Raw genomic sequence first — 22787 nt, forward strand, 5'->3', positions numbered from 1 at the left:
GGGGGGGTGCTTTATATCAAATTTCAAAAAATAGGGTCAATTGGTTATTGAAAAGCTTGATAATAACTAAAAATAGTCATCTTTAGTGCAGCTTGGTTAATTGTCAGCAGTTTAATAAACTGATAAACTACAATTTATTGGCTATTCAATTGTAAAGTTCTTGCATTTATAGTCAAAAATGTGCAATTTGCTCAAACTTGAAATGTGGGGTTCCCACATTTATATATATAGGCGGTTAAGCCCTTTAAATTAGAGAGATTTAGAGCCTAACTGTTCTGGTAATGTTAATAATTTTAGGAGAATAAGACCATTCGCCGACCGTTTAAAGCAACCCCCGTTCAAAAAGACGGGCCACGTTCTAATCAAGATATCCGTGTTCCACGCATCCAATTGATTGATGCGGAAGGGCAAAATCATGGAAATATTGCAACAAGTGACGCACTTGCTATGGCACAAGAGGCAGGGCTTGATCTTGTAGAAATCGTGCCTAATGCTGAACCGCCTGTCTGTAAAATCATTGATTTGGGTAAATTAAAATATCAAAATCAGAAAAAAGCAGCAGAAGCGCGCAAAAAGCAAAAGACGGTTGAGATTAAAGAAATCAAGATGCGTCCCAACATTGATACCCATGATTATGAGGTAAAAATGAAAGCTGTTGCACGTTTCCTTGATGAAGGCGATAAGGTTAAAGTAACATTGCGTTTCCGTGGTCGCGAAATGGCGCACCAAGAATTAGGCATGAGATTGCTTGAGCGCATGAAAGAGGATACTGCTGAAATTGCAAAGGTTGAAGCAGAGCCTAAACTTGAAGGCCGTCAAATGATGATGGTTATTGCGCCGCGCTAAACCTAAGTTAAAAATCAAGATCACGCAGTTATTTGCATGGTTTGATAATTATAATTTGAAGCCTTGGAGGAATAGATTTCCTCCAAGGTTTTTTTTATGATTACTATTCACATTTTGGTTGAATATTGCAGTGTGGTTTTACTTTATCGCTAAATTGTTTTAATCTGTTGACCTAGCCATCTGGAATAAAGTTTAAAATGCTAAAAAAACTCAATAAGATTATTATGTTTATCGCTTATGCGGCCATGCTTGCCTTGTGCATTATTTTGCTGGTTGTATCGTTTAGTAAGGCGCAGGATAAAGAAAATAATGATAGACTTGCCGTTTTGGGTACACCTGTCACCATGCAGCCACCGCAAGGATTTAAACCATCAGCTGAGTTTACGGGCTTTTTAAACCAAGATACCAATGCTAGCATTGTGGTTGCGGTGTTTCCTGATGATGTTGCCCCCCAAATAGGTAGCCTATTTACCAATAGAGAAAATTTTACCAAGCAAATGGCAGCGCTTGGCTTTGAAGTGCAAGGCGTAAGTGAATTGCAGCGCATTAATTCCGATGTGCCGCTTATGGTTTATAAAGGCATTCAAACAGATCAAGGTAAAAAATATGATAAATGGGCAACGCTGATTGCCCATGGCGGTCTTTATATGGTGACAATTCAAGCCCCTCAAGATAATCCGTTAAGTGAAGAAGAAGTTGACGCCGCATTTCAATCCATAGATTTTACCGCCAATTTTACACTTGCGGATCAAATTCTTCATCTACCATTTTCTTTTGTGAGTGAAGCACCTTTTGAGCCGAAAGCAACCATTCTTGGTAATGGTGTCAGTCTTGAAATGAAAGATGCAACTGGCAAGACTGGCGATGCAACAATTTTTATTTTACGCGATAGCCAAGCGCTTGATATAAATAACGCGATTTTGGCGCAAAATCTTTATCTAGCTTCAATTATCAAGGTTTTTAAGCTACAAGAAACCACTATTGAGCGCGATGAGCAGTTTTTGCAGCGCAATGGCCGCTTGTTGATTGGTAGTGGTGTCAGCGCAGATGGAGTTGAGCAGGATATTATCCTATATAGCGCGATTGATAATGACCAACACCCGATTTATTTACAGGCGCTTGCGCCAAAAGGTGAATTAGCGGCTTATCAAGCAATTATTCAAAATATTGCAGCAAGTGTAAAATCTAAATTATAATGGCAAATAGTTTCTTATTGCGCCGTTAGAGCGTTTTCAAACAAAAACGCGCTGTAAACAATGGATTAGAGCGCTGATCTGATCCAATAAGATCGAAATGCGCTCTAAAATTAGAGAGATGAACGGCTTGCAATTATAAGATCAAGAGTGGATCATCTTTAACTGCCTTGATGGTAAGGGCAGTTCTAACCCCATCAACATTGGGGGCAGCAGTCAAGCACTCGATAACAAAAGTTTGGAAACTGCTAAGATCAGGGGCAATGCAATAAAGCAAAAAGTCAGATTCGCCTGATACCATCCAAGCTTTGCGCACAAAAGGCCATTCATTGGCGCGTTCAGCAAAAGCTTTTAAATCGCTTTCTGCTTGGTGGTGCAGGCTGACTGAACAAAAGGCAACGAGATCTTGCCCTAAAATTTTGCCACTAAGCAAGGCGCTATAGCCCTTAATAATGCCAAGTTGTTCAAGCCGGCGCACCCGTCTTAAACAGGGCGGCGCTGAAATGCCAATTTTTGCTGCAAGTTCAACATTGCTCATACGCCCATCATCTTGCAGCTCTTTTAAAATCTTCCAATCGGTTTCATCAAGATCTGCTTTGATCGGCATTGCATTCCAGTCCTTAAAAATAAAATGATAAGCCTTTAAGGCAAAAAATATATTGCCTAAAGATGCCCAATTATTGATTGGATTATCAAATATGAATTCCATTTAAATATATTGAGCTATAATCAATTTAGATTAAACTAATAATAATTTTGGCTCAAATATGCGTCACGCAAAATGAATCATAAGAAATGATCTAATTTACTTGGCGACAAGTTTTACCATTGAATTTATAAAAGGTCACGCAATAAAATTACTTGTTAGAGTGGTTTTTTATGGCAATCATTACCAAGTCGCTTGATGCAGGTGGTAAAATGATTGCCGTTGTTGGTTTAAAGCGTTTTTGCGAAAAGTGTGAAGCGGTTTTCGGACAAAAACGCGCTATAAGCAATGGATTAGAGCGCCGATCTCACCCAATCAGATCGAAATGCGCTCTAAGAGCGCAGCGCAGTCATAGGGGATTGTCGCCATGCCATGAAGGCAGGTACAAGACTAATGATGGCGGCGGTAAAGATAAGGCGCAATAAATTGCCAAGATCTTCATCGCTTAGCTCAATTGGCAATGGAATACCACTTGCTTGCCCTAAATGGCTAGCAATGACATGGCTTACTAAAAAGCCGCCACTATAGCCAACGGCTATACCAACCATAATCAACACCATCAATTCCAGCCATACCATGGTTAAAATTACACTGCGCGAGGCGCCAAGGGCACGCAATGCACCAATTTGGCGGCGCCGGTCATGGATATGGGTAATTGCCACAAAGATAAGTGCCGCAGCAACTAATATTTGCGCCCCATCAGCAATAAGGCTCAACAGCTTTCTGACATCGCCAAGTGTACCATAAAGGTTGGTTAAAATTTCACCGGGAAAGACGGCCAAGGCTTGATCATTGCGATAGGCTTGGCGAATTTTATAAGCATCTGCGATCGATTTTGGTTTGACGATAACCGCAGGCACTCCCGGTAAACCGGAAGCGGATAGCCGATGGTCGTGTTGACTATTATTGTAATTTTTAAAATCAAGGCTTGGATATGTCGCTTCAGCATTGTCTTTGGTGTCTTTTTTATCTTGGTTTTCTTGGCTATTTGCGCTATCCGCCACACTTGGCTTATTATCATCGCCTTGCTTGCCAAGGCCATGGACATTCCAAACAGTTTCAATTGGTACAAAAATTGCCTTATCCCAAGCTGTGCCAGATGGCTTTAACTTGCCAATAATCTTATAGCGAACGTCAGTGTGGATATGGCCGCCTTCACTAAGGCTGCCATGCATGGGAGCAATGTGCTTACCAATGGCAATATCCACATGAGCACCAATAACCGCTTCACCATCTTTTGGCATAAGGCTGCCACTTTCAACATCATGGAAAAGGCTTTTTAAGATGGATTCATCAACGCCGATAATTGGATAATCTAAAAATGTGTCGCCCATGCCAACTGGGCTTGCAAATTCCACTCTTGGATCATTTTTCAATTGTTGCAATACATCGCCCGACATTAAGGGCAGGGCAGAGGGTTGCAAAAAAACAGTTGAAAGCACCAATTGGGTTGGGCTGCCCGGCGCACCGATTATAATATCAAATTGGTCTGCAGCCCTTGCGCTGCCAAGGCGAATAGCGCGCTCCATTAAGGTAACGGTTAAGCCAAGGGTAACTGCAAAGCCAATTAAGATAATGATAGCCATAGCGCCAAGCCACATGCGCCTAAGGTCAGCTTTAATAAAACGTATCATCGCTTTTACAGCCTTTCATCTTTTACAATGCGGCCGCTATTTAATTCAAGTCGCCGATCCATGCGTTTTGCAAGCTCAGTATCGTGGGTGACGATAATCAAACTGGTATTTTCTTCGCGCCCTAATTGCTGGATTAAATCACCAATGATTTTACCATTATCGCCGTCAAGACTGGCGGTTGGCTCATCGGCTAACAATATATCGGGCTTACGAAGCAAGGCGCGTGCAACGGCAACCCGTTGCATTTCGCCGCGTGACATCATTTTAATATCGCGTTCTGGCTTTTTTAAATTGGTACGCTCTAAAAGCTCTAAAGCGCGTTTTTTATCATCCGCGCGTACAAGACCAGAAAGCGCCAAAGGCAGTAAAACATTATCAATTGCACTTAGACCTTGAAAGAGATGAAAATCTTGCATGATAAGACCAATATTTTTGCCACGCCATTTATCGCGCTTACCTTGAGATAGGGTGTAAATGTCACTATTGCCCCATTTAACCGCACCTTTATCTGGCTTGGTAAAACCGGCAAGCACATTAATAAAAGTTGTTTTGCCGCAGCCCGATGGTCCGGTTATGGCTAGATGCTGGCCGCTTTCAAGCGTAAAATTGGCAATATCAAGGGCTGGCGCTTCAAGACCAGAAAATTGAATCTCTAAATCCATTATATCAAGGGATAGCATTTTATACCTGTCACTTATAGTCAATCAACGCGATATTGCGCATCAAGCAAGCGTAATTGGCTCACAAAGCCAGTTTCTGGATCCGTCCAAGAGCCGACATCAAGGCGGCCAGTGACGACAATATTTTGCGATGGTTGAACAAAGGTTTGCTTTTTATCCAAATAAACAACCACAATATTATCAGGCCAGTCGGAGTCTGAGCTGCAAAAAGGGCAAATGGACATGGGAATTTCAGTCAGTACAAAAAACTTGGCTTCAGCTTTTAATGGCGGTGCCATAAAGCCGCGCATATCAATTTTCTTTTGGTTAAGGTCATGAACCTTTTGGGAAAACTCAAGCCCAAGTACGGTTATTTTGCTATAAAGTTCGCGGAACTTTAATTCTTCCGACATTGCTGGAGTTATAAAAGCAATAAAACCAAGCGAGCTAAAAATTAAGCAAAAGACCCGTCTAAAAAAAGTGCGGTCCAGCATTTGGGTAATTCCTTGCCAATCAAATGGCGAATAATGCAAAAAATAAGTGGTTGAAGCCTTAGCAATGTCGCATATTACTCGATTTTATCAGTTACAGCATGCTTTAAACGACACTTCAAAGACGTGGCTGGACCTAAAACCCAGCCACGCGGCGCATTAATCAAATGCCTATTGTATATTCTGGCAGCAAAAGGCATTTGCCTATTGCGCGCTATTATTCGCCTTTGCCGCCAAAGCCCAATGCGTCAGCAAGAACTTTATAGACATCGCTTTGTTCCATATAGCCACGGAAGTTTTCTGATTGTGGACCTGTTGCTTGCAACACCACATCATCAACCGCATGGATTGCTGTGTCGTTAGAGCGTGGCAAATTACCGGCTCTAAAGACTGCACCAGGAACATCCTTATAGGCTTCGTTGGCTACATATTCGCCTTTTTCATTTTTGACAGCGGGCACAAATGGGCCATCAAGCTTGGGGCGGAATGTTTCATAATAATCAGGGAAGTTGCTAGAAAAGACTGCAAGGCGGTGACTTACATCAACGCGGTCTGGGAAACCATCGCCATTGCTATCAACATAATTGGGGAAGCCAGCATGCTGATAAACACCAACTTTTTCGCGCATTTCATCGCCAGCAATTTCATCATTTACTGTGCCAACAACAGAAATACCATGGGTATGATCGCCGGTTACCACAATTAAGGTATCTGGGTGGGTTTTAGCAAATTCCATGGCAACGCCAATGGCTTGGTCAAATTCGATTGTTTCATAAAGAGCGCGATCCCAATCCATAGGGTGGGACATTTTATCAATTGACGCGCCTTCAACCATTAAGAAAAAACCGTTTTCATTTTTGGATAAACGCTCAAGGGCAACCTTGGTCATATCAACAAGGCCGGGTTGTTCTGGGAATTTTTCAACCGTGCCTTTTTTAAGCTGTTTACGGTCAAGAACCGTATCAAGGTTGCCGGTATGGAAAAGACCAAGCAATGGGCCATCGCTATCATTAGCGGCAAGCAATTCTTTTTCAGATGTTACCAATTTATAGCCAGCATCTTCAAACTTTTGGATATAATTAATGTCGTCTTTACGTTTTGAGCCATTGGTGGTTTTTGGCAAGAAGTAAGCAGAACCACCACCTAGCAAGACATCAGGTTTAACATCAAGCAACATGCCGACAATTTCAGGCTTGTCATAACGATTGCGCGTATGGCTAACCACTGCAGCAGGTGTTGCATCTTCTACTTCGGCTGTTGTTACAATACCAAGGGATTTCTTGGTGGTGCGGCGCAAGGCCTCGGCGATATTTTCAATGCGAGGATCATCAAGGCTATCAGCTGTGCGGTCAGCATAAACGCCAATTGCATTAACCGATGATTTGTGACCAGTCATATAAGCAGACATAGTATTAGCACTGTCGGTTGCAATTGAGTTAACCGCTGATGTGCCGATAAAGGCCATACGGTCAAGATCATCCATATTAAGGCGGCCATTGGCCTTGCCCTCGGTCATGCCTTTTGACATGATACGCGCGCCAGTTCGGTGAGCAACCGACATGCCATCACCAAGCAAGAAGATGACGTTTTTGGCTTTTGGCGTTGCAGATGCACCATAAACATGCCAATTGACGGTTTTTTCTTCATTGCCAGCTTTTACAACAACCTTATATTCGCCCGGTTCGCTAATTTTTACATTGCGAAGAATAAGGGCGGAACCAAGTTCCTTGTCGTCTTTGCCTTTTTCAACTTCGACAAATTCGCCTTTTTGACCAAGGGCAGAATCATAATCCTTGCCATTGATTGAAATAGAAATGTCGCCAGCTTTGATTTTATTGTCAAACTCAACCTTGAAATCAAAAGGCGAGTTGGCAAGAACCGTTGCACGATCAATGGGATAGACGCTCGCAGCTGAAGCTGCCGACATCATAAATGTAGACGCAATAAGGGTAACTAATAAAGAACGCATAAGATAAGCTCCAAGTTTATCATGGAGCGGAAAATATGGAAGCTATGTTGCGATAATGTTGCGGCTAGATGACAGTTTTATGACAGGATGTGCGTTAAAATTAAGCTAATATTTGAAAAATAACGCGAATATGGCAATTTGGATAGAATTTTATTTTAAAAATAAATTGATAAGCGTAACAATGAGCTTATAAAAAAGCGCCAAGGTTAATTGGCGCTTTTGGGCATATTATTCAACAACGAAGCGTAAAATAAATAAAGCAGCAATAATCCAAGTTGCTAGATGGACATCACGCCATTTACCAGTGCATGTTTTTAGTATGACATAGCTGATAAAGCCAAATGCCAAACCATTTGCAATAGAATAGGTAAGAGGCATCATGACGGCAGTTAAAATGGCGGGAACAGCTTCGATTAAGTCATTCCAATTTACCTTAGCAAATTCACGCGCCATCAAGCAGCCAACAAATAATAGCGCTGGTGCTGTGGCATGGGCTGGAATAGATGTGGCTAAGGGTGAAAAGAAAAGCGCAATAGCAAAGAAAAATGCAACAGCCACGGCGGTTAGACCAGTGCGTCCGCCAACGGCGGCTCCTGCCGCGCTTTCGACATAGGCGGTGGTGCTGCTTGTACCAAGGAGCGAACCTGCAACAATGGCTGTACTATCTGCAAATAAAGCCTTGCCAAGATTATTGGGCTTATTGGGAGTAATAAGACCTGCGCGTGTGCCAACGCCGATAAGTGTGCCTGTCGCATCAAAAACTTCAACCAACACAAAAACAAGCAAAATATAGAAAAAACCTTTTTGGAAAACCCCCATAAGATCAAGCTGCAAGAAAGTAGGCGCTAGCGAACTTGGCATTGAAATAACACCATTAAATTGGCTGATGCCCATAAGCATAGAAATAAGGGTGATGAAAAGAATACTGGTTAGCACGGCACCGCGAAAGCGGAAGTGATCAAGAACGATGATAAGAAAAAATCCAAAACCAGTTAAAATAGCGCTCATATTGGTCAAATTGCCCAATTGAACCATCGTAAATTGATTGGCTACAAGGATGTTAGTGCTGTGTAGCGCGACAATAATGAGAAAAAGACCAATACCTGCAGCAATCGCGCTGCGTAGGGATTGCGGAACACCGTCAATAAGCCAACGACGAATACCCGAAGCGCTTAAAACGATGAAAATAACACCTGAAATAAATACCGCTCCCAAGGCTTGTTGCCAAGTAAAACCAAGCTGGGTCACAACAAAGGCAAAAAATGCGTTAAGCCCCATGCCGGGTGCCATACCAATTGGCCAATTGGCAATAAACCCCATGATGAGGGAACCGATGATGGCTGCAATACAGGTGGCGACAAAGACCGCGCCGCGATCCATACCCGTATCAGCCAAAATATTGGGATTAACTGCCAAAATATAGGACATGGTCAAAAATGTGGTTAAACCGGCAAGAATTTCGGTTTTTACTGTTGTGCCATTGCGCGATAAGCCAAAGAGCTTTTCTAACATTTTGCAAATACTTTCTTACGCTCCAGCCCCTAAAATAATACCGTTTTTCGCATTGAATTAGGGTGGATAATAAAAGGTCTTTATGCCACTAACCTGTTTAATAAAAGCCAAGTTAATTAGGAGACCGGGTTGAGCTTAGTTTAAATTTGAGTACGGTAATTTTTCTTAAAGCAAATATTTAATTTGAAATAAGGCGTTGCTTTGCAAACGCAACCATTTCTCGACTAAATTTTTATTGCTAAACTTTTCTTACCCTATCTTGTCAAATTATGCCATGGGGCCATTGCACAATTTTGCCATAATTCACGCAATTTCGTGTTTTTAAGCCATTACCAAAGATAAGATTTATAAAATTTAAAAAATACTATCGATCGCTTATTTTATTAAATATGCCGTTAAAGACATAAAAAAAACCCGTCAACCAAATTGCCTGATAAATTAGGTGACAATGGTTGACGGGCGTGAAACCGATTGGAGGTCGAATGTTTCAAGATACTTATAGCTATTCATTGTGGCAAATTTATTAAATTAACTATATTTAATATTGGCTGGCACAATGGGTTTTTAATGCAGTTTAATGCGTGTTGATTGCTTGCGCCGCATAATAACCAATGGCGGTTGCAATAAGGCACAAAACAACCGATAAAACTATATTCATAAAAGCCCTTAATGGCGCACCATTTATCAAAAGCTCAAATGTATTTAAACTAAAACTGGAAAAAGTGGTAAAGCCGCCGCAAATTCCTACCATAACAAACAGCCTTATGTGTTCAGGCATTGGAAAACGGCTATTCATCAAGGTTAAAACGGCAAAAAAAGCAATAATAAACGAGCCAACAACATTAATTGAAAGTGTACCTAAGGGGAAATTGCGGCTAAGTGGCGCCATTAAAAGCCCGACCCAAAATCGCGCAACACTACCTAAGGCGCCCCCCAATGCAACCCATAGCGTTTGCATCCATAAAATATGTGTCATTGGCTTTTACATCCTTAACAGTTTTACAACCCTTGATTATTATCGTTTTTTACACTTGTAATAAGGTGATAGCAGTTTTTTTAAACTTGCAATATTCGTTGTTTTTTAAGGAAATGCAAGAAATGAAAAGACAGTTTGAAAAGAAATACCTTATCAATCATGACAGATTTTTCGACGTTTTCGAATATTATGTTAAGACTGACGAAATGTGTTATGTGGATATTATGAAAATTTTTAGGGGCTGGCATAGATAGCGAAAATAGCTATTGGTACTAAATAGCTAAGTCGCAATGCAAAGCTCGTATTTTACAACCCAAAACTGCTTTTACTCTTTCGCAACAGGCTTGACTGTACATTTTCTGCTATTTTAGCGATCGGAAAAGCATACCTTCACTCTATTTTTATAAGCAACAATCGCATTTTTATAAGACATTTTTAAAGGGAAAAAATGCTATTATGGTTTGTTTTGATAAGCGATTTAACTTAAAATACTCTGCTTCACGCTTTGCTTTAGCTTTAGTATTTGGTACAGCTATTGTTGCAAGCCTAGGATTAGCCAATGCGATAGCTGATACAATTAGTTATGATGATACATCATCATCAGCTACATTGAAAAACGCACCAACTTATGTCTCTTTTGGTTCTAATTCGCTTTATGTTGGTACATTTACCTCACCGGCGGCTTCCAACAATACAGTGACGTTAGATTATACAGGGGCAAATAAAACTTCGCCTAATAATGTCTTTGGTGGTTTGGTCAGAAATGGAACCTCTGAAAACAATGTGGTCTTGATTAAAAACGGCAGTGTAATTTCTACTGGGATTGGTGGTAATGTTTATGGCGGTTATGGCGCCGGTAGTCAAAGCGTGACTGTTAAAGGCAATAGCGTTAATATTAGCGGTGGCAATATTGGCGGTTCTGCTTATGGTGGTGTTAGTGCTGCTAATGCTGGAGTTCTTATTGTTAATGATAATTCTGTTACCCTTGGTGGTACTGGCAAGGTTGCAGGAAATTTGATTGGCGGTATGGCATTTGGTCTTAACAATGCGTCATCAATTACAGTTAATGGCAATTCAGTAACTGTTACCTCTGGCAGCGCACGCAATATTAACGGCGCTGTTATACAAGGCAATAAAAGTCTTGACACGACTGCTAACAATAATTCAGTTACAATAACTGGCGGTCAAACTGGTTCTGTTAGCGGTGTTTTTGCCCATGGCAATGGCATTATTAATGTTAACTCAAATGTTGTTAATATAACAGGCGCGACAGTTCGTGGTAATATTTACGGCGGCGATGGCGCAAGTACTGATTCCGTTACCGTTAACAACAATTCTGTTCATATTAATCATTCGGGTATGGTTGAGACTATTTCCGGTGGCAAAGGTGAAGCAAACAACAGTGCCACGGTTAGTAATAATTCTGTAGAGATTAGTGGCAATGGTTCGGCGGTTTTTGTATATGGCGGTCAAGTCTTTAGCGGTGGCAATGCAACCGTTGCAATTAGCGGTAATAGCGTTTTAATAAATGAAAGTTCTGCTGGGCAAATTGCTGGCGGCTTTAATCTTACTGATTTTGGCACTAATACTAATTCAATAATCAGCAATAATTCTGTGATTATTAACGGCGGTACAGTCGGTAGTATTTCTGGTGGTTATAGCGATGGTGCAAAGATAACGATTGTCAATGGTAATTCAGTCAAAATTAACGATGCTACAGTCTCTTCTGTTTATGGTGGTTATGCAATAAGTTTTAGTCAAGGTACAGCAACTGTAAAAGTTAGTAACAATTCTGTAGAGATTAGTGGTACAAGTACAATTGGTTTTATTGTTGGCGGACAAGTCTATGCATCTAGTAAAACGGATATCAATGTAACCAATAATACTGTTACTTTGATAGGAGACAAAATCACTATTGCTACCTATAGTGAAGAAGATGATTCATTAGAAGCTTATGGCTCCATTTGGGGCGGAAGGGCTCTCGCCAATACAGACGTTACTGATTTTGATAAGGTTGTACAAGGGAATACATTAAATCTTGTTGGTTATCGTGGTACAGTTTCGGGTATTTATAATTTTCAAAACTATAATTGGACATTGCCAAGCAATGTTGTCAATGGCGATACGCTTGTAACAATTGCCGATGGTGGTACAGCGGTTGATCTTACCAACACCAGGCATAGTATAGCTGACATGCAAGTCAGTGATAACCGCCTTCAAAATGGTGATAGTGTTACATTCATCTCCAAAACAACCGGTGATTGGTCGGCCTCTAGCCCTTATACAATTAAACAAGGGCAATTTATTATTTATGAAGCAACCCTTGCTCAGCAAGCAAGCGGAGCTGGGAATGCGCTTGTATTAACCATTGGCGGTAAAACGGATACAACACCGGCTGGGTCTAAACCTGTTGATGGGATTGGTCAATCAGCTGCACAAGTTAACCCTCAGTCTGAATCTTACTCAGAAGGACGAGCCGCATCGCTTGGTTTTGCCAATCAAGGTGCCGATCTTATTTCAAGCGAATTGGGTGGCATTGCGAGCGAATCTTCTGCGCAAGGTAATGGTGCATCAGCAATGCCCTTCATGATCATGAATGGTTCATCACAACGCAATAATACTGGTAGCCATGTTGATATTAAAGGCTTTAATATGGCGCTTGGTATAGCAACGGGTTTTGATTTTAGCGCCGGCCATAAGGTTACGCTTGGTGCTTTCTTTGAATATGGTCGTGGTACCTATGATACCTATAATAGCTTTACAAACTTTGCCTCAGTGCAAGGCGATGGCGATAGCGAATATAAAGGCGGCGGTGTTTTTGGTCGTTTAAATCTAGCCGGTACTGGACTTGGACGGGTTAGCACACTTGCCCCAGATCAAACAGATGGTGTTTATCTTGAGGCATCTTTGCGGGCTGGGCGTATCAGCAGCAATTTTGATGCTGGCCGCAATATGCGTAGTTTTAGCAATGATGGCGATGATTATCGTGGTTCCTATGATAGCAAAAGCAGCTATTATGGTGGGCATATTGCTGGTGGCTATGTGTTTAATTTTGATGAAAAGCAATCGCTTGATACTTTTGGCCGTTATTTATGGACCCATATGGATGGTGATACAGTTTCGGTTGGTAATGAAAAGCTGAGCTTTGATAGTAGTACGAGTTCACGTATGCAAATAGGTGGTCGGTATGGCTATGCTTATAATGAGCAATTCAAACCCTATTTAGGTGCTGCCTACGAATATGAATTTGGTGGTGAAGTTGCAGCTAAAGCCTATGAGTTTGATATTGAAAAACCATCGCTTGGCGGCAGCACTGGCATTTTTGAAGCTGGCTTTAACATTAAACCAATAAGCACCAATAAGGCTTTAAGTTTAGATGTTAATGGGCAAGGTTATGCTGGCCAACGCCAAGGCGGCGGCGGCGGTGTAAAGCTTAAATATCAGTTTTGATTTTTGTCTAAAATTATTATCTAAATTATCGTCATAAAAAGATAAGAGCCAATATATTTATATATTGGCTCTTTTTATTTTTAAGCAATAATATGCTCGAGGATCAGGAGCCTAGCTTTCTCTAAACGCGCGGTTAACTTGGTCCATAAGCGGTTTTATAAAATAAGAGGCAATTGTGCGTTCTTGTGTGGTAATAAAGGTTTCAACCGGCATGCCTGCCACTAATTCCACATCACCAAGGCGCATAATTTCCGCTTCGTCAATCGCAAGGCGCGCAATATAATAGGTTTGGCCAGTTCTTTGATCGGTGGTAATATCTGCCGATACGCGCTCTATATGACCGTTAATTTCTGGCGTGGTTTTTTGATTAAATGCCGAAAAGCGCAATCTTGCAGCTTGTCCTTTGTAAATCTGGTCAATGTCTTGGGGGGCAACTTTAGCTTCGACCACCAACTTATCCACCTTGGGCACAATCATCATAATGGGTTCTCCAGCAGATATAACTCCGCCTTTCGTATGTACTGTCAATTGATGCACAATACCGGTTTGTGGTGCGATAATATCAATACGGCGTAATTGATCTTCCGCCGCTATTTTACGCTCACTATATTCGGCAATATTATTTGCCATTTCGCGTAAATCATTGCCAACTTCTTCGCCCCATTGCTCATCAACTTGAATAATTTGCAATCGGGTTTCTGCTATTTTTTCATTAACTCCGGCAATGGCTGATATTAGACGACCAATTTCACCATCAATATTGGAAGCTTGTCTTTGTATTGCGCTAAGGCGGCTATGCTCAACCAGTTTTAGTTCATAAAGTTGCAAAAAGCGTGATAATTCGTCCTTAATCAGCTCACGAGAATGTTCATTGGCTTGTTTTTGCGCCATTAGCCCTTTAATTTCGTCATCAAATTGAGCGATACGGCGTTGTAATTGTTGTTTTTTACTGATGCGGACTTCTCGGCGGTTAGAAAGTAGGCGCTCTTCTGCCTTCATCATCGCCGCAACGTCTTCATCACTAGCACGCGCCAATATATCCTTATGAAATTCTATATAATTTAAATGATCGCGTTCACTTTCAAGACGGGAACGGCGTACTATAAATTGGTCAAGACTATTGCTAATAATTGCAAGATTAGCCTTGGTGGTGGTGGCATCAAGCCGCATAACTACATCGCCTGCAGTGATGAGGTCGCCTTCTTTGACCAATAAATCCTTAACCACACCACCAACAGGATGTTGCACTTTTTTCAAATTGCTTTCAACAACAATTGATCCTTGGCTAATCACAGCGCCAACGATATTGGTGTTGAGCATCCAACCAATAACACCAACCAATAAAATAACCACGGCCAAACAACCAATTAACAGATGTCTGCGTAATGAGCGTTGTAATTCTTGCCATTCATTCATCTTTTTTTCCTCAAGCGTGAACAACTTTTAGGGTTGCTGATGGTGTCGGTGTTAATACTTTGGCTAAGACTTCATCTTTAGGGCCAAAAGCCTGCAATTTTCCACCATTGAGCATCAACACTTGATCGACAGCAATGAGAGCGCTTGGACGATGGGCAATGACAATGGCAATACCATTTCTTTGGCGAATAGATAAAATTGCGGCGGTTAAAGCCTCGTCTCCTTGCGCGTCAAGGTTGGAGTTTGGCTCATCTAAAATTGTTATGAAAGGATCTCTAAAAAGGGCGCGTGCAAGTGCAATACGCTGTTTTTGTCCTGCCGATAATGGGTGGCCAAGTTCGCCAACTTGGGTATCATAGCCATGCTCAAACGTAATTATAAGATCATGAACCCGCGCATTTTGTGCAGCGTTAATAATTTCAGCAGCGGTTGCCGTTGGATCAAAGGCTGCAATATTTTCAGCAATTGTACCATCCAATAATTCGATGCTTTGCGGCATATAGCCGATATGCCGCGCAAGGGTTGCAGGTGCCCATTGGTCAAGAGTTGCGCCATCAAAGCGTATGGTGCCACGGGCAGGCAACCAAATGCCGGCTAAAATTCGCGCTAAGCAGCTTTTGCCTGAACCGCTTGCGCCAATAATGCCAAGTCCCATGCCTGCTTTTAATGAAAAACTGATATCGTGCAGCACGGGATTTTGAAATTCGGGCGGGATAGCTGTAACATGGTCAATCGTAAGTTCGCGCGTTGGTGCAGGCAGATCCATGATTGCCTTATCATCTGGCAATAGTTTTAAAATATTTTTAAGCCGTGTGCGGCTTTGGCGCGCGCCAATAAATCCCTTCCAGTTAGCAATGGCAAGATCAACCGGGGCGAGTGCGCGTGCTGAAAGAATGGAGCCTGCAATAATAATGCCCGGTGTTGCTTGTTGTTGTATAACTAGCCAGGCACCGACTGCTAAAATACCCGATTGCAATAGCATACGCAGCGCTTTGCTTAAAACGCCTAAGCCGGATGAAATATCGCTTGCTTGGCGCTGATGGCGGGCATAGCTGCGGCTTTCTTCATGCCAGCGTTGCTTTAAATGCGGTAGCATACCATGGACCGTTGCAATATCGGCATTACGCCTACTCATATCAATCATGCGGCTACGTTTTATCGCTTGGCGTGCGGCTTCCTCCACTGGGCGCCGTGTAACCATTTCGGTGACAAGGGTAACCAATGCCAGAATAATCGCGCCGGCAAGGGCTGTCACCCCAAGCCAAAAATGAAAGAAAAAGCAAATGGCAATATAAAATGGCAACCATGGTAAATCAAAAAGGGCGATGGGACCGCTACTTGATAAAAAGGCACGAATACTATCAAGGTCGCGCATGGGTTGGTTGTTACGCGCGCTAATTGGCATGATTAGTTGGATGCGCATAATAATATCATAAATGCGCGGTGCCAAAGCTTGATCAAGACGATCGGCAATGCGGATTAATAATCGTCCGCGTAAACTATCAAAAACGCCTTGAAACGCATAAAATACAATAACAAGTGCCAATAAGGCAATTAAGGTTGGTATGCTGCGGCTTGGCAGAACTCGATCATAAACCTCCATCATGAATAAGGAACTGGTTAAATAAAGCAAATTGACAAAGGCACTTAAAACAGCAACACCGATAAATGCTGTCATGCAGCCAGAAAATATGCCACTTAAACTCTTTGATTTATTTTCCGTATTAGGCTTATTAATCATAAATTATTTTCCCTCAAAAACCCTTGCATCTGCTGTTTTTATCAACGCCTTTTGACAAAGTGATTTCAGCAAAGGCAATATTTGACCTTTGCTGAAATCTTTTTTAAAAACTCATTGAGTGCATGTTCACTTAATGATGTTGCAGGGCAGTAATCATGGCCTAAGCAAAGCGGAAATCATCAATGCTAAAGTCTTGAATGCGAACACCATTTACGGTTATTGTTGATCCATCATTGAGAACAATTTGAGCGCCATTGGCGGTGTCTGTTATATGACCTGATGTCATTAATGCATCAAAATCGGCAAAGATTTCTTTGGCAAGAACAATGATATCGCCATTAGTTGCACCGGGCTTAAAATCCATGATCAAATCATGACCATTATCAACAGCTTGGAAAACAAATGTATCATTGCCATCGCCGCCCCATAATATGTCATTGCCTTTGCCACCGATTATGTAATCATCGCCGGTTCCACCATTGATTTGGTCGTTGCCATCGCCGCCATTCAAGACGTCATTGCCATCATTGCCCATAATGATATCGTTGCCATCACCGCCGTCAACAATATCATTTCCCGCGCCGGCCATGATGCGATCATTGCCTTTGCCACCGCTGATAAGATCATCACCATCGCCAGCTATGATTGTATCATTGCCATCAAGTCCATCAATCATATCATCGCCATTTGTACCGATGAGAATATCAGCCGCGTTTGTACCATGAATGATGTTATAAGGGGTATAACCATCAATACGGATGGTTGCGGTGCCTGTGGCTGTGCCGCCATTGCCATCGCTAATGGTATATTCTAGTGTGACTGTGGCAAACTCCCCTTTATTTAATGCCGCAAATACATTTGCAGGATCGGCAAATAATTTACCATCAACAATTGAAAATGCGGCTTGGGCTTGTTGCGGAGTAAGCGCAATGCCTTCGACAGTAGTTACTTGAAAACCGGTTAAACTGATCGTGTCACCATCGACATCAATGTCATTGGCGGTAAGGTCAAAGAAAGCCGTTTCATTTTCAGCAACACTGCCAAAATCAGCAACCGCAATAGGCGCATCATTCACTGGTGTAATGGTGATATTGATGGTGCTTTCAGCAAAACCACCATTGCCATCACTGACAAGGACAATAAAGCTATCAAAGCCATTAACATTTAGATTAGGTGTATAGATCCATGCGCCAGTCTTTGCATCAACGGTTGCGGTACCATTTTTAGGGCCATTATTAGGTTTAATGGTATAAGTTAATATGTCGCCATCAACATCACTTGCAACGACTTGTCCACTAATTGCCTCATCTTCCTTAGTTTCAACGTCAATTGATGATGTAACTGGTGCATCATTAACTGGGCGAACCACAAAAGAGGCGCTTGCTTGGCTGGTGCCACCACGGCCATCACTTACCACATAGTTAAATGAGGCAGTGCCGTTGAAATCTTGGGTTAAAGAAAAGCGAATAGCATCCCCTTCAATCACCGCTGTTCCACCAATGGGCGTGCCAATGGACACAATCGTTAAACTATCACCATCAAGGTCATAATCATTTGCAAGTAAGGAACTAAATGGAATGAGGAATGATGGCGTATCTTCATCAACTGTTGCAAGCACATCATTACCCGCTGATGGACCGCGATTGGTAAGATTAGACAAGATTTGCTCGCGGTTTAATACAGTACCGTCAGCAAAGGTAATCAATTCAACGCCGCCATCGCGCATTTGCAGGTTAAGCCGAATTTTTGAACCATCGTTCACAACCAATTCAACCGCATCATGGGATTTATATAAGGTGACTTCGCTGCGGTTAATATCATGAAATGCCAAAACATCTTGCCCGCTATCTTGTGCAGCTTCGGTAATATTATCCGAGCCATCGCCGCGCCCATAAATATAGGTATCTGAGCCATTACCACCTACCAATAGGTCATCACCACGCCCACCTTCGATAATGTCATCGCCATTGCCGCCAAAAAGCGAGTCATCGCCATCTTCGCCCATAAGCACATCATTACCATTACCACCTTCAAGACGATCATTGCCGGTGCCGCCCATCAAAACATCATCGCCATCGCCGCCGTATAATTGGTCGTTGCCACCAAGACCGAGCAAAGTATCATTGCCGGCAAGCCCATAAATTACATCATCACCATCGCCGCCGGCCATTATATCGCTAGCATCGGTGCCGATTTTGGCATTTTGGTCTATGGTTGATAAATCGCTTACGGTAAGATCATCAAAAGCAAGCCCTGCATTGCCCCAAGAATAAAGGCCAAAAGTACCTGTATCATGACCGCGATCGCCAATTGGCTCTGCAAAAAGCTGTTCGCCATTAAGATAAGCCATGATTTTATCGCCTGAAACTTCTAGCCGCAATCTCATTGGCTCATCGGGTTGATATTTACCCGGCATTTGCGCAAGGATTTGCTCCACACCATCTTTCATGCGGATCAAATTAAAAATGCTTCCCGCGCCATTTCGTGCGTTGCGGTCGAAAGTACCACTGGCATCAAGTTCAAGCTTATAATAGTTTTTATCGTCTGTATAACGGAAAAGGAAACCAAGCACATCATCATCAGGCGTGGTGATTGTGGCTTCAATTGCATAATTTTGCCAAGCCATGGCGGCTGAATCATTATATAAGGCATAAGTACCAAGGCGCAACACATTGACACCATCGCCAAGCGGGCTCCAGCCGCGTTGCCAATAGTCGCTTGCGGTTGCTCCTTGCCAAGTTAATTGGCGGCTAGCAAGTTCAGTTGTTTGCACCAATTTACCATCTTGCCAAATCCATTGCGATTTGCGGCCATCGCTGCCAATGCCGCCAAATTCACCTTCGTCAATAATTGTGAAGCGTGAAAGCGAGTCTTGGTTTGAAAAGTCTTCATGCATTAATATTTTTGACTTATTCACCACGTTAATATCAATGCGATCTGTTGAAACCAAACCATCACTATCGGTGACTTTTAACAGTAATTGATTGTTTCCGGCAGGAAGTTCGGTGGTTAAAGTTTTGCCAGTACCAATCACATTGCCATTAAGATCAGTCCAACTGTAATCGACAATGTTTTTGGTGCTAAAGGAAGCACTCGCATCTAAAGTAACTGCAGCGGTGCCGTTACCATCAAAATCATAAACATTTTGATCAATTCCAGCTTTTGCAGTGGTAATGGCTTTGGTTACCACAAGATCATCAAATACAGATGAGCGTTGTCCACTTGAGTAAACGCCAACTGTACCGCCTTTTATGGTCATTGTATCATCAACAACGGGTCCGCCAAAAACATTTTTATCATTGATAAAAACGTTGATATTATTATCGGTTATCGCGATGGTTATTGGCAAGCGGATGTTAAAAGGCGTACCTTCATTTACTACCGCTAGCAGCGTTTCTTGACCATTTTCTACTTTGATTAATTGACGTTGGTTATTTTCGCCATCCATGCTGAAGCGATAGTAATTATTGGCATCTTGATAGTAGAAGTAAACACCTAAAGCATCATTGTCGAGCTGAGTGAGAGTTGCTTCAAAAACATAATTGCTCCAGTCTTTAGAGCCTTCACCAATATAAACGAGCTTATTATTGGCAGCATCACTTTGATCGTAAAGGGAAGCTTGGGGCGCGGCTAAACCATCATCATGAGCGGGGCGAGAAAATACAGTGCCTTTTAACAAAAATTTACCCGTATCGCCATCAGCTGCACCATAATCGGTCGCCCAACCTTTAGCATCACCGTCGTTAAAGTCTTCCACCATTAATGTCCGATCGCCGCGCACAATAACTTGGATTGTATCGGTGGTTTGAATACCATTTTTATCAATGGCGGTGAGTTTTAAGTTATGTTTACCAAGGCCAAGCTCTGCAATTGCATCCTTACCATTTGCAACGATATCACCGTCTTTATCGGTCCATATCCATGATGTGACCGCATCTGGCAAAAGCGATTTTGCAGCAGATAGATTAACGCGTGCAAATTCGGCGCCCTCGGTTGCTTGGGCTATAATGTCATCACCCGCCTTTGCCAATGCATAAGCTTGTGCAGGACCTAGATCAATATTTTCAATAACTTCTTGATGATCCTTATATGGACCAGTTAGACCATCGCGATCAAGCTCTTCTTGGGTGCGATATCCATCAAGATATTTATCCAAAGCAACAAAATAGGTCTCAGTGGTGATACGATTATTGTCAGGGTCAATCGTTACCAGACGAATAGCACCGTTACCGCCATTATTGCCCTTTGATTCATCGCCATTTCCGGTAATTTCGCGTGATACACCATTTTGATAATTGACAAGAAATTGATAAACTGGTTGGCCATATTGATTATAAGAAATATCAGTTTGTGCGCCATCACCAAAAATATGACCCGAAAATGTCATCACAATATTAGGGTAACGGGTTAATAATTCTCGTGCAATGGTTTCACCATCAGTTGAGCCGCGTTGATCCTTGCCTATTCCATAATCATAGCCTGCGCCTTCATCATAAAGGGGAAGCGAAATATTGTCTTGCCGGCTAGCATAACTTGTCAGCGCGTGGGTGGTTAGCATCACCTTATAATCAGGATGGGCTTCAATCACATCACCTGCCCAACGAATAACATCATCGCGTGGCCCAAATTCTAGTGAAATGGATAGCCATTTTGTTCCATCTGGTGCGGTAAATGTGCTATATGTGTTACGCGCGCTATTGGTTTCTTGATCATAAGCGCCGCCAAAATTATTGGGATTGGTGGCTTTTTGCTTATCTGGCGAAAAACGCTCATCAAGGTGGATAGATGAGTGATCTGCGGCACTACCGCCAGTTGCCTGATCATGATTGCCTGGCAATAAAGCATAGGGAATTTTACCATCAAGCTTACGTAAAGCAGCCTCTGCAATATCCCATTGACGAGTGGTATTATTGTTCGTAACGTCACCGACATGGGAAACAAAGCTAATATTATGGCTATCCTTATTATCAACCAACCATTGCATCATATCGCCAAATATATGGGCAAGACCGTCACTTGCGGTATAATCTTGCGTATCTGGAATAACTGCAATTGTATAGGCATTAGGACCTGCAACACGCACACGAAAATCATCGACAACTGATGTTTTTCCGCTACTGTCGGTTGCTGTAACTGAAATATCGGAATGACCAAGAGTATTAAAATCAAGGATAAGCTGATTGTCAACCAGCGTTGCAGCAACCACATCGCCATTTTTATTGGTAATAGTGTAGGTTAACCCCTCACCAGAGAAATATTGTGAAAGGTCTATTGTGACATTTTCTGCGTCTGGGGTTACCATAATATCACGAATTGATGCAACTTTTTGCACAAGCGCCGGGTCGGTTGTACCAGATCCGCCGCTATCTTTCTCAACGGTAAGGGGTGTGTTAATGCCTTCTAATGAGGCACTGCCAAAAATTGGCTCTGCTGTGCCGTTATTAAAGCGAAATTCACTGCCGTTAAATTTTACTGCTTCATCATGAAGACTATCAGGAATAATACCACTTGGCTGAAAATTGCCAAGAGCGCCCATCTCGTCGGCGGTAAGCACTCTTTCACCGTAGAAAAAATTGCTAAGCTGTGCGGGCGATGTTTCGCCATCATTATCGGAAAAAATCAAAAATCCTTTTTCATTATCAATAATATAACGCTCAGCATTACTGCCGGTAATTTGTTGGTCATCTATATGGATACCATTGATATATTTATGCATGGTAACGCTGTTATCAGCATTTTTTTCAATGGTTATACCAATGCGGTTCCAACTATCGAGTTCGGCAACGCCGCGATAATTTCCGCCTATGCCAATACCATAGCTGGTTCCGCCCATTTTGCCAAAAATATCAGCATCATTTGTATTGGTTACGTCAGATTGAAAAAATGAAACCCAGCCGCTTGTAGCAGTCTGTGCTGGAACATAAACATCGAAAATTAAACTAAAAGATGTGACTTTTCCCGTGCCGCCCGTATTGACATGAATGGCTTGATTTGGGTTGAGCGCATCAATTTTCAAAAAGCCATCTGCCGCTGTATTAAAAAGCGATGTATCTAACGGCAATGTCATTAAAGGTGGTGTATTTGAATTAGCTGATATTGTACTCATAAAGGTTTTCCTCAAAGCAAGTAAAAGCAGGTATTTTGCCGTTAAAAGCTATGGTGGAAATATGACAAACAGGTTGCATTTGTTTTGC

The 22787-nt window shown here is 42.1% G+C and carries 13 protein-coding genes; 3 read left to right on the top strand and 10 right to left on the bottom strand.

Annotated elements, in window-relative coordinates:
* Nucleotides 1-309 precede the first annotated feature (309 nt).
* Together infC and H3299_RS02335 are read left to right on the top strand one after the other, a co-directional pair.
* Nucleotides 310-846, top strand: a complete 537-nt coding sequence (infC, locus tag H3299_RS02330) for a translation initiation factor IF-3 (protein WP_182419605.1) — start codon at nt 310-312, stop codon at nt 844-846.
* A 197-nt stretch (nt 847-1043) separates the two neighbouring features.
* Entirely contained in the window at nt 1044-2042 is a 999-nt protein-coding gene (locus H3299_RS02335) for a hypothetical protein (protein WP_182418728.1), read from the top strand.
* Nucleotides 2043-2175: 133 nt separating this feature from the next.
* Here the strand turns inward: H3299_RS02335 and H3299_RS02340 are convergent, their stop codons facing one another.
* From H3299_RS02340 to crcB, 7 genes are all read right to left on the bottom strand, one after another.
* The gene (locus tag H3299_RS02340; RefSeq protein ID WP_182418729.1) at nt 2176-2646 is read right to left on the bottom strand and encodes an Lrp/AsnC family transcriptional regulator; all 471 of its coding nucleotides are present in this window, start codon (nt 2644-2646) and stop codon (nt 2176-2178) included.
* Nucleotides 2647-3077: 431 nt separating this feature from the next.
* Nucleotides 3078-4379, bottom strand: coding sequence for an ABC transporter permease (locus H3299_RS02345; protein WP_182418730.1), 1302 nt, complete (start codon nt 4377-4379; stop codon nt 3078-3080).
* Between the two features lie 5 nt (nt 4380-4384).
* Nucleotides 4385-5059: an ABC transporter ATP-binding protein gene (locus H3299_RS02350; protein WP_182418731.1), complete on the bottom strand. Its 675-nt coding sequence runs from the start codon at nt 5057-5059 to the stop codon at nt 4385-4387.
* Nucleotides 5060-5079: 20 nt separating this feature from the next.
* Nucleotides 5080-5451 carry a hypothetical protein gene (locus H3299_RS02355; protein ID WP_182419606.1) on the bottom strand — a complete coding sequence of 124 codons (372 nt, stop codon included), beginning with the start codon at nt 5449-5451 and terminating at the stop codon, nt 5080-5082.
* Nucleotides 5452-5746: 295 nt separating this feature from the next.
* On the bottom strand, nt 5747-7498 hold the full coding sequence (locus tag H3299_RS02360) for an alkaline phosphatase (protein ID WP_182418732.1): 1752 nt from the start codon (nt 7496-7498) through the stop codon (nt 5747-5749).
* Nucleotides 7499-7726: 228 nt separating this feature from the next.
* Nucleotides 7727-9010 (bottom strand): NCS2 family permease, encoded by a 1284-nt coding sequence (locus H3299_RS02365; protein WP_182418733.1) that lies wholly within the window; start codon nt 9008-9010, stop codon nt 7727-7729.
* Nucleotides 9011-9584: 574 nt separating this feature from the next.
* Complete coding sequence (gene crcB / locus H3299_RS02370) at nt 9585-9977, bottom strand: fluoride efflux transporter CrcB (RefSeq protein ID WP_371739825.1); 393 nt, start codon at nt 9975-9977, stop codon at nt 9585-9587.
* Between the two features lie 465 nt (nt 9978-10442).
* Here crcB and H3299_RS02375 point away from each other — a divergent pair, with 465 nt between their 5' ends.
* The gene (locus H3299_RS02375; protein ID WP_182418734.1) at nt 10443-13436 is read left to right on the top strand and encodes an autotransporter outer membrane beta-barrel domain-containing protein; all 2994 of its coding nucleotides are present in this window, start codon (nt 10443-10445) and stop codon (nt 13434-13436) included.
* A 111-nt stretch (nt 13437-13547) separates the two neighbouring features.
* On the opposite strand, the gene H3299_RS02380 is transcribed toward H3299_RS02375, so the two are convergent.
* The 3 genes from H3299_RS02380 to H3299_RS02390 all read right to left on the bottom strand — a co-directional run bounded on the left by H3299_RS02380 (nt 13548) and on the right by H3299_RS02390 (nt 22699).
* Nucleotides 13548-14852, bottom strand: a complete 1305-nt coding sequence (locus H3299_RS02380; RefSeq protein WP_182418735.1) for an HlyD family type I secretion periplasmic adaptor subunit — start codon at nt 14850-14852, stop codon at nt 13548-13550.
* 10 nt (nt 14853-14862) lie between these two features.
* The gene (locus H3299_RS02385; protein ID WP_182418736.1) at nt 14863-16593 is read right to left on the bottom strand and encodes a type I secretion system permease/ATPase; all 1731 of its coding nucleotides are present in this window, start codon (nt 16591-16593) and stop codon (nt 14863-14865) included.
* 160 nt (nt 16594-16753) lie between these two features.
* Complete coding sequence (locus H3299_RS02390) at nt 16754-22699, bottom strand: Ig-like domain-containing protein (RefSeq protein ID WP_246708116.1); 5946 nt, start codon at nt 22697-22699, stop codon at nt 16754-16756.
* Nucleotides 22700-22787: the final 88 nt, after the last annotated feature.

This window comes from Bartonella sp. HY038 (assembly GCF_014117425.1).
Classification (GTDB): Bacteria; Pseudomonadota; Alphaproteobacteria; order Rhizobiales; family Rhizobiaceae; genus HY038.

Excerpts from the sequence above, each read along its gene's own strand:
- H3299_RS02335 (WP_182418728.1), top strand. The coding sequence starts at position 1,044 with ATGCTAAAAAAACTCAATAAGATTATTATGTTTATCGCTTATGCGGCC.
- H3299_RS02360 (WP_182418732.1), bottom strand. The coding sequence starts at position 7,498 with ATGCGTTCTTTATTAGTTACCCTTATTGCGTCTACATTTATGATGTCG.
- H3299_RS02345 (WP_182418730.1), bottom strand. The coding sequence starts at position 4,379 with ATGATACGTTTTATTAAAGCTGACCTTAGGCGCATGTGGCTTGGCGCT.
- H3299_RS02390 (WP_246708116.1), bottom strand. The coding sequence starts at position 22,699 with ATGAGTACAATATCAGCTAATTCAAATACACCACCTTTAATGACATTG.
- H3299_RS02355 (WP_182419606.1), bottom strand. The coding sequence starts at position 5,451 with ATGTCGGAAGAATTAAAGTTCCGCGAACTTTATAGCAAAATAACCGTA.
- H3299_RS02385 (WP_182418736.1), bottom strand. The coding sequence starts at position 16,593 with ATGATTAATAAGCCTAATACGGAAAATAAATCAAAGAGTTTAAGTGGC.
- H3299_RS02380 (WP_182418735.1), bottom strand. The coding sequence starts at position 14,852 with ATGAATGAATGGCAAGAATTACAACGCTCATTACGCAGACATCTGTTA.
- H3299_RS02340 (WP_182418729.1), bottom strand. The coding sequence starts at position 2,646 with ATGCCGATCAAAGCAGATCTTGATGAAACCGATTGGAAGATTTTAAAA.
- H3299_RS02350 (WP_182418731.1), bottom strand. The coding sequence starts at position 5,059 with ATGCTATCCCTTGATATAATGGATTTAGAGATTCAATTTTCTGGTCTT.
- H3299_RS02365 (WP_182418733.1), bottom strand. The coding sequence starts at position 9,010 with ATGTTAGAAAAGCTCTTTGGCTTATCGCGCAATGGCACAACAGTAAAA.
- H3299_RS02375 (WP_182418734.1), top strand. The coding sequence starts at position 10,443 with ATGGTTTGTTTTGATAAGCGATTTAACTTAAAATACTCTGCTTCACGC.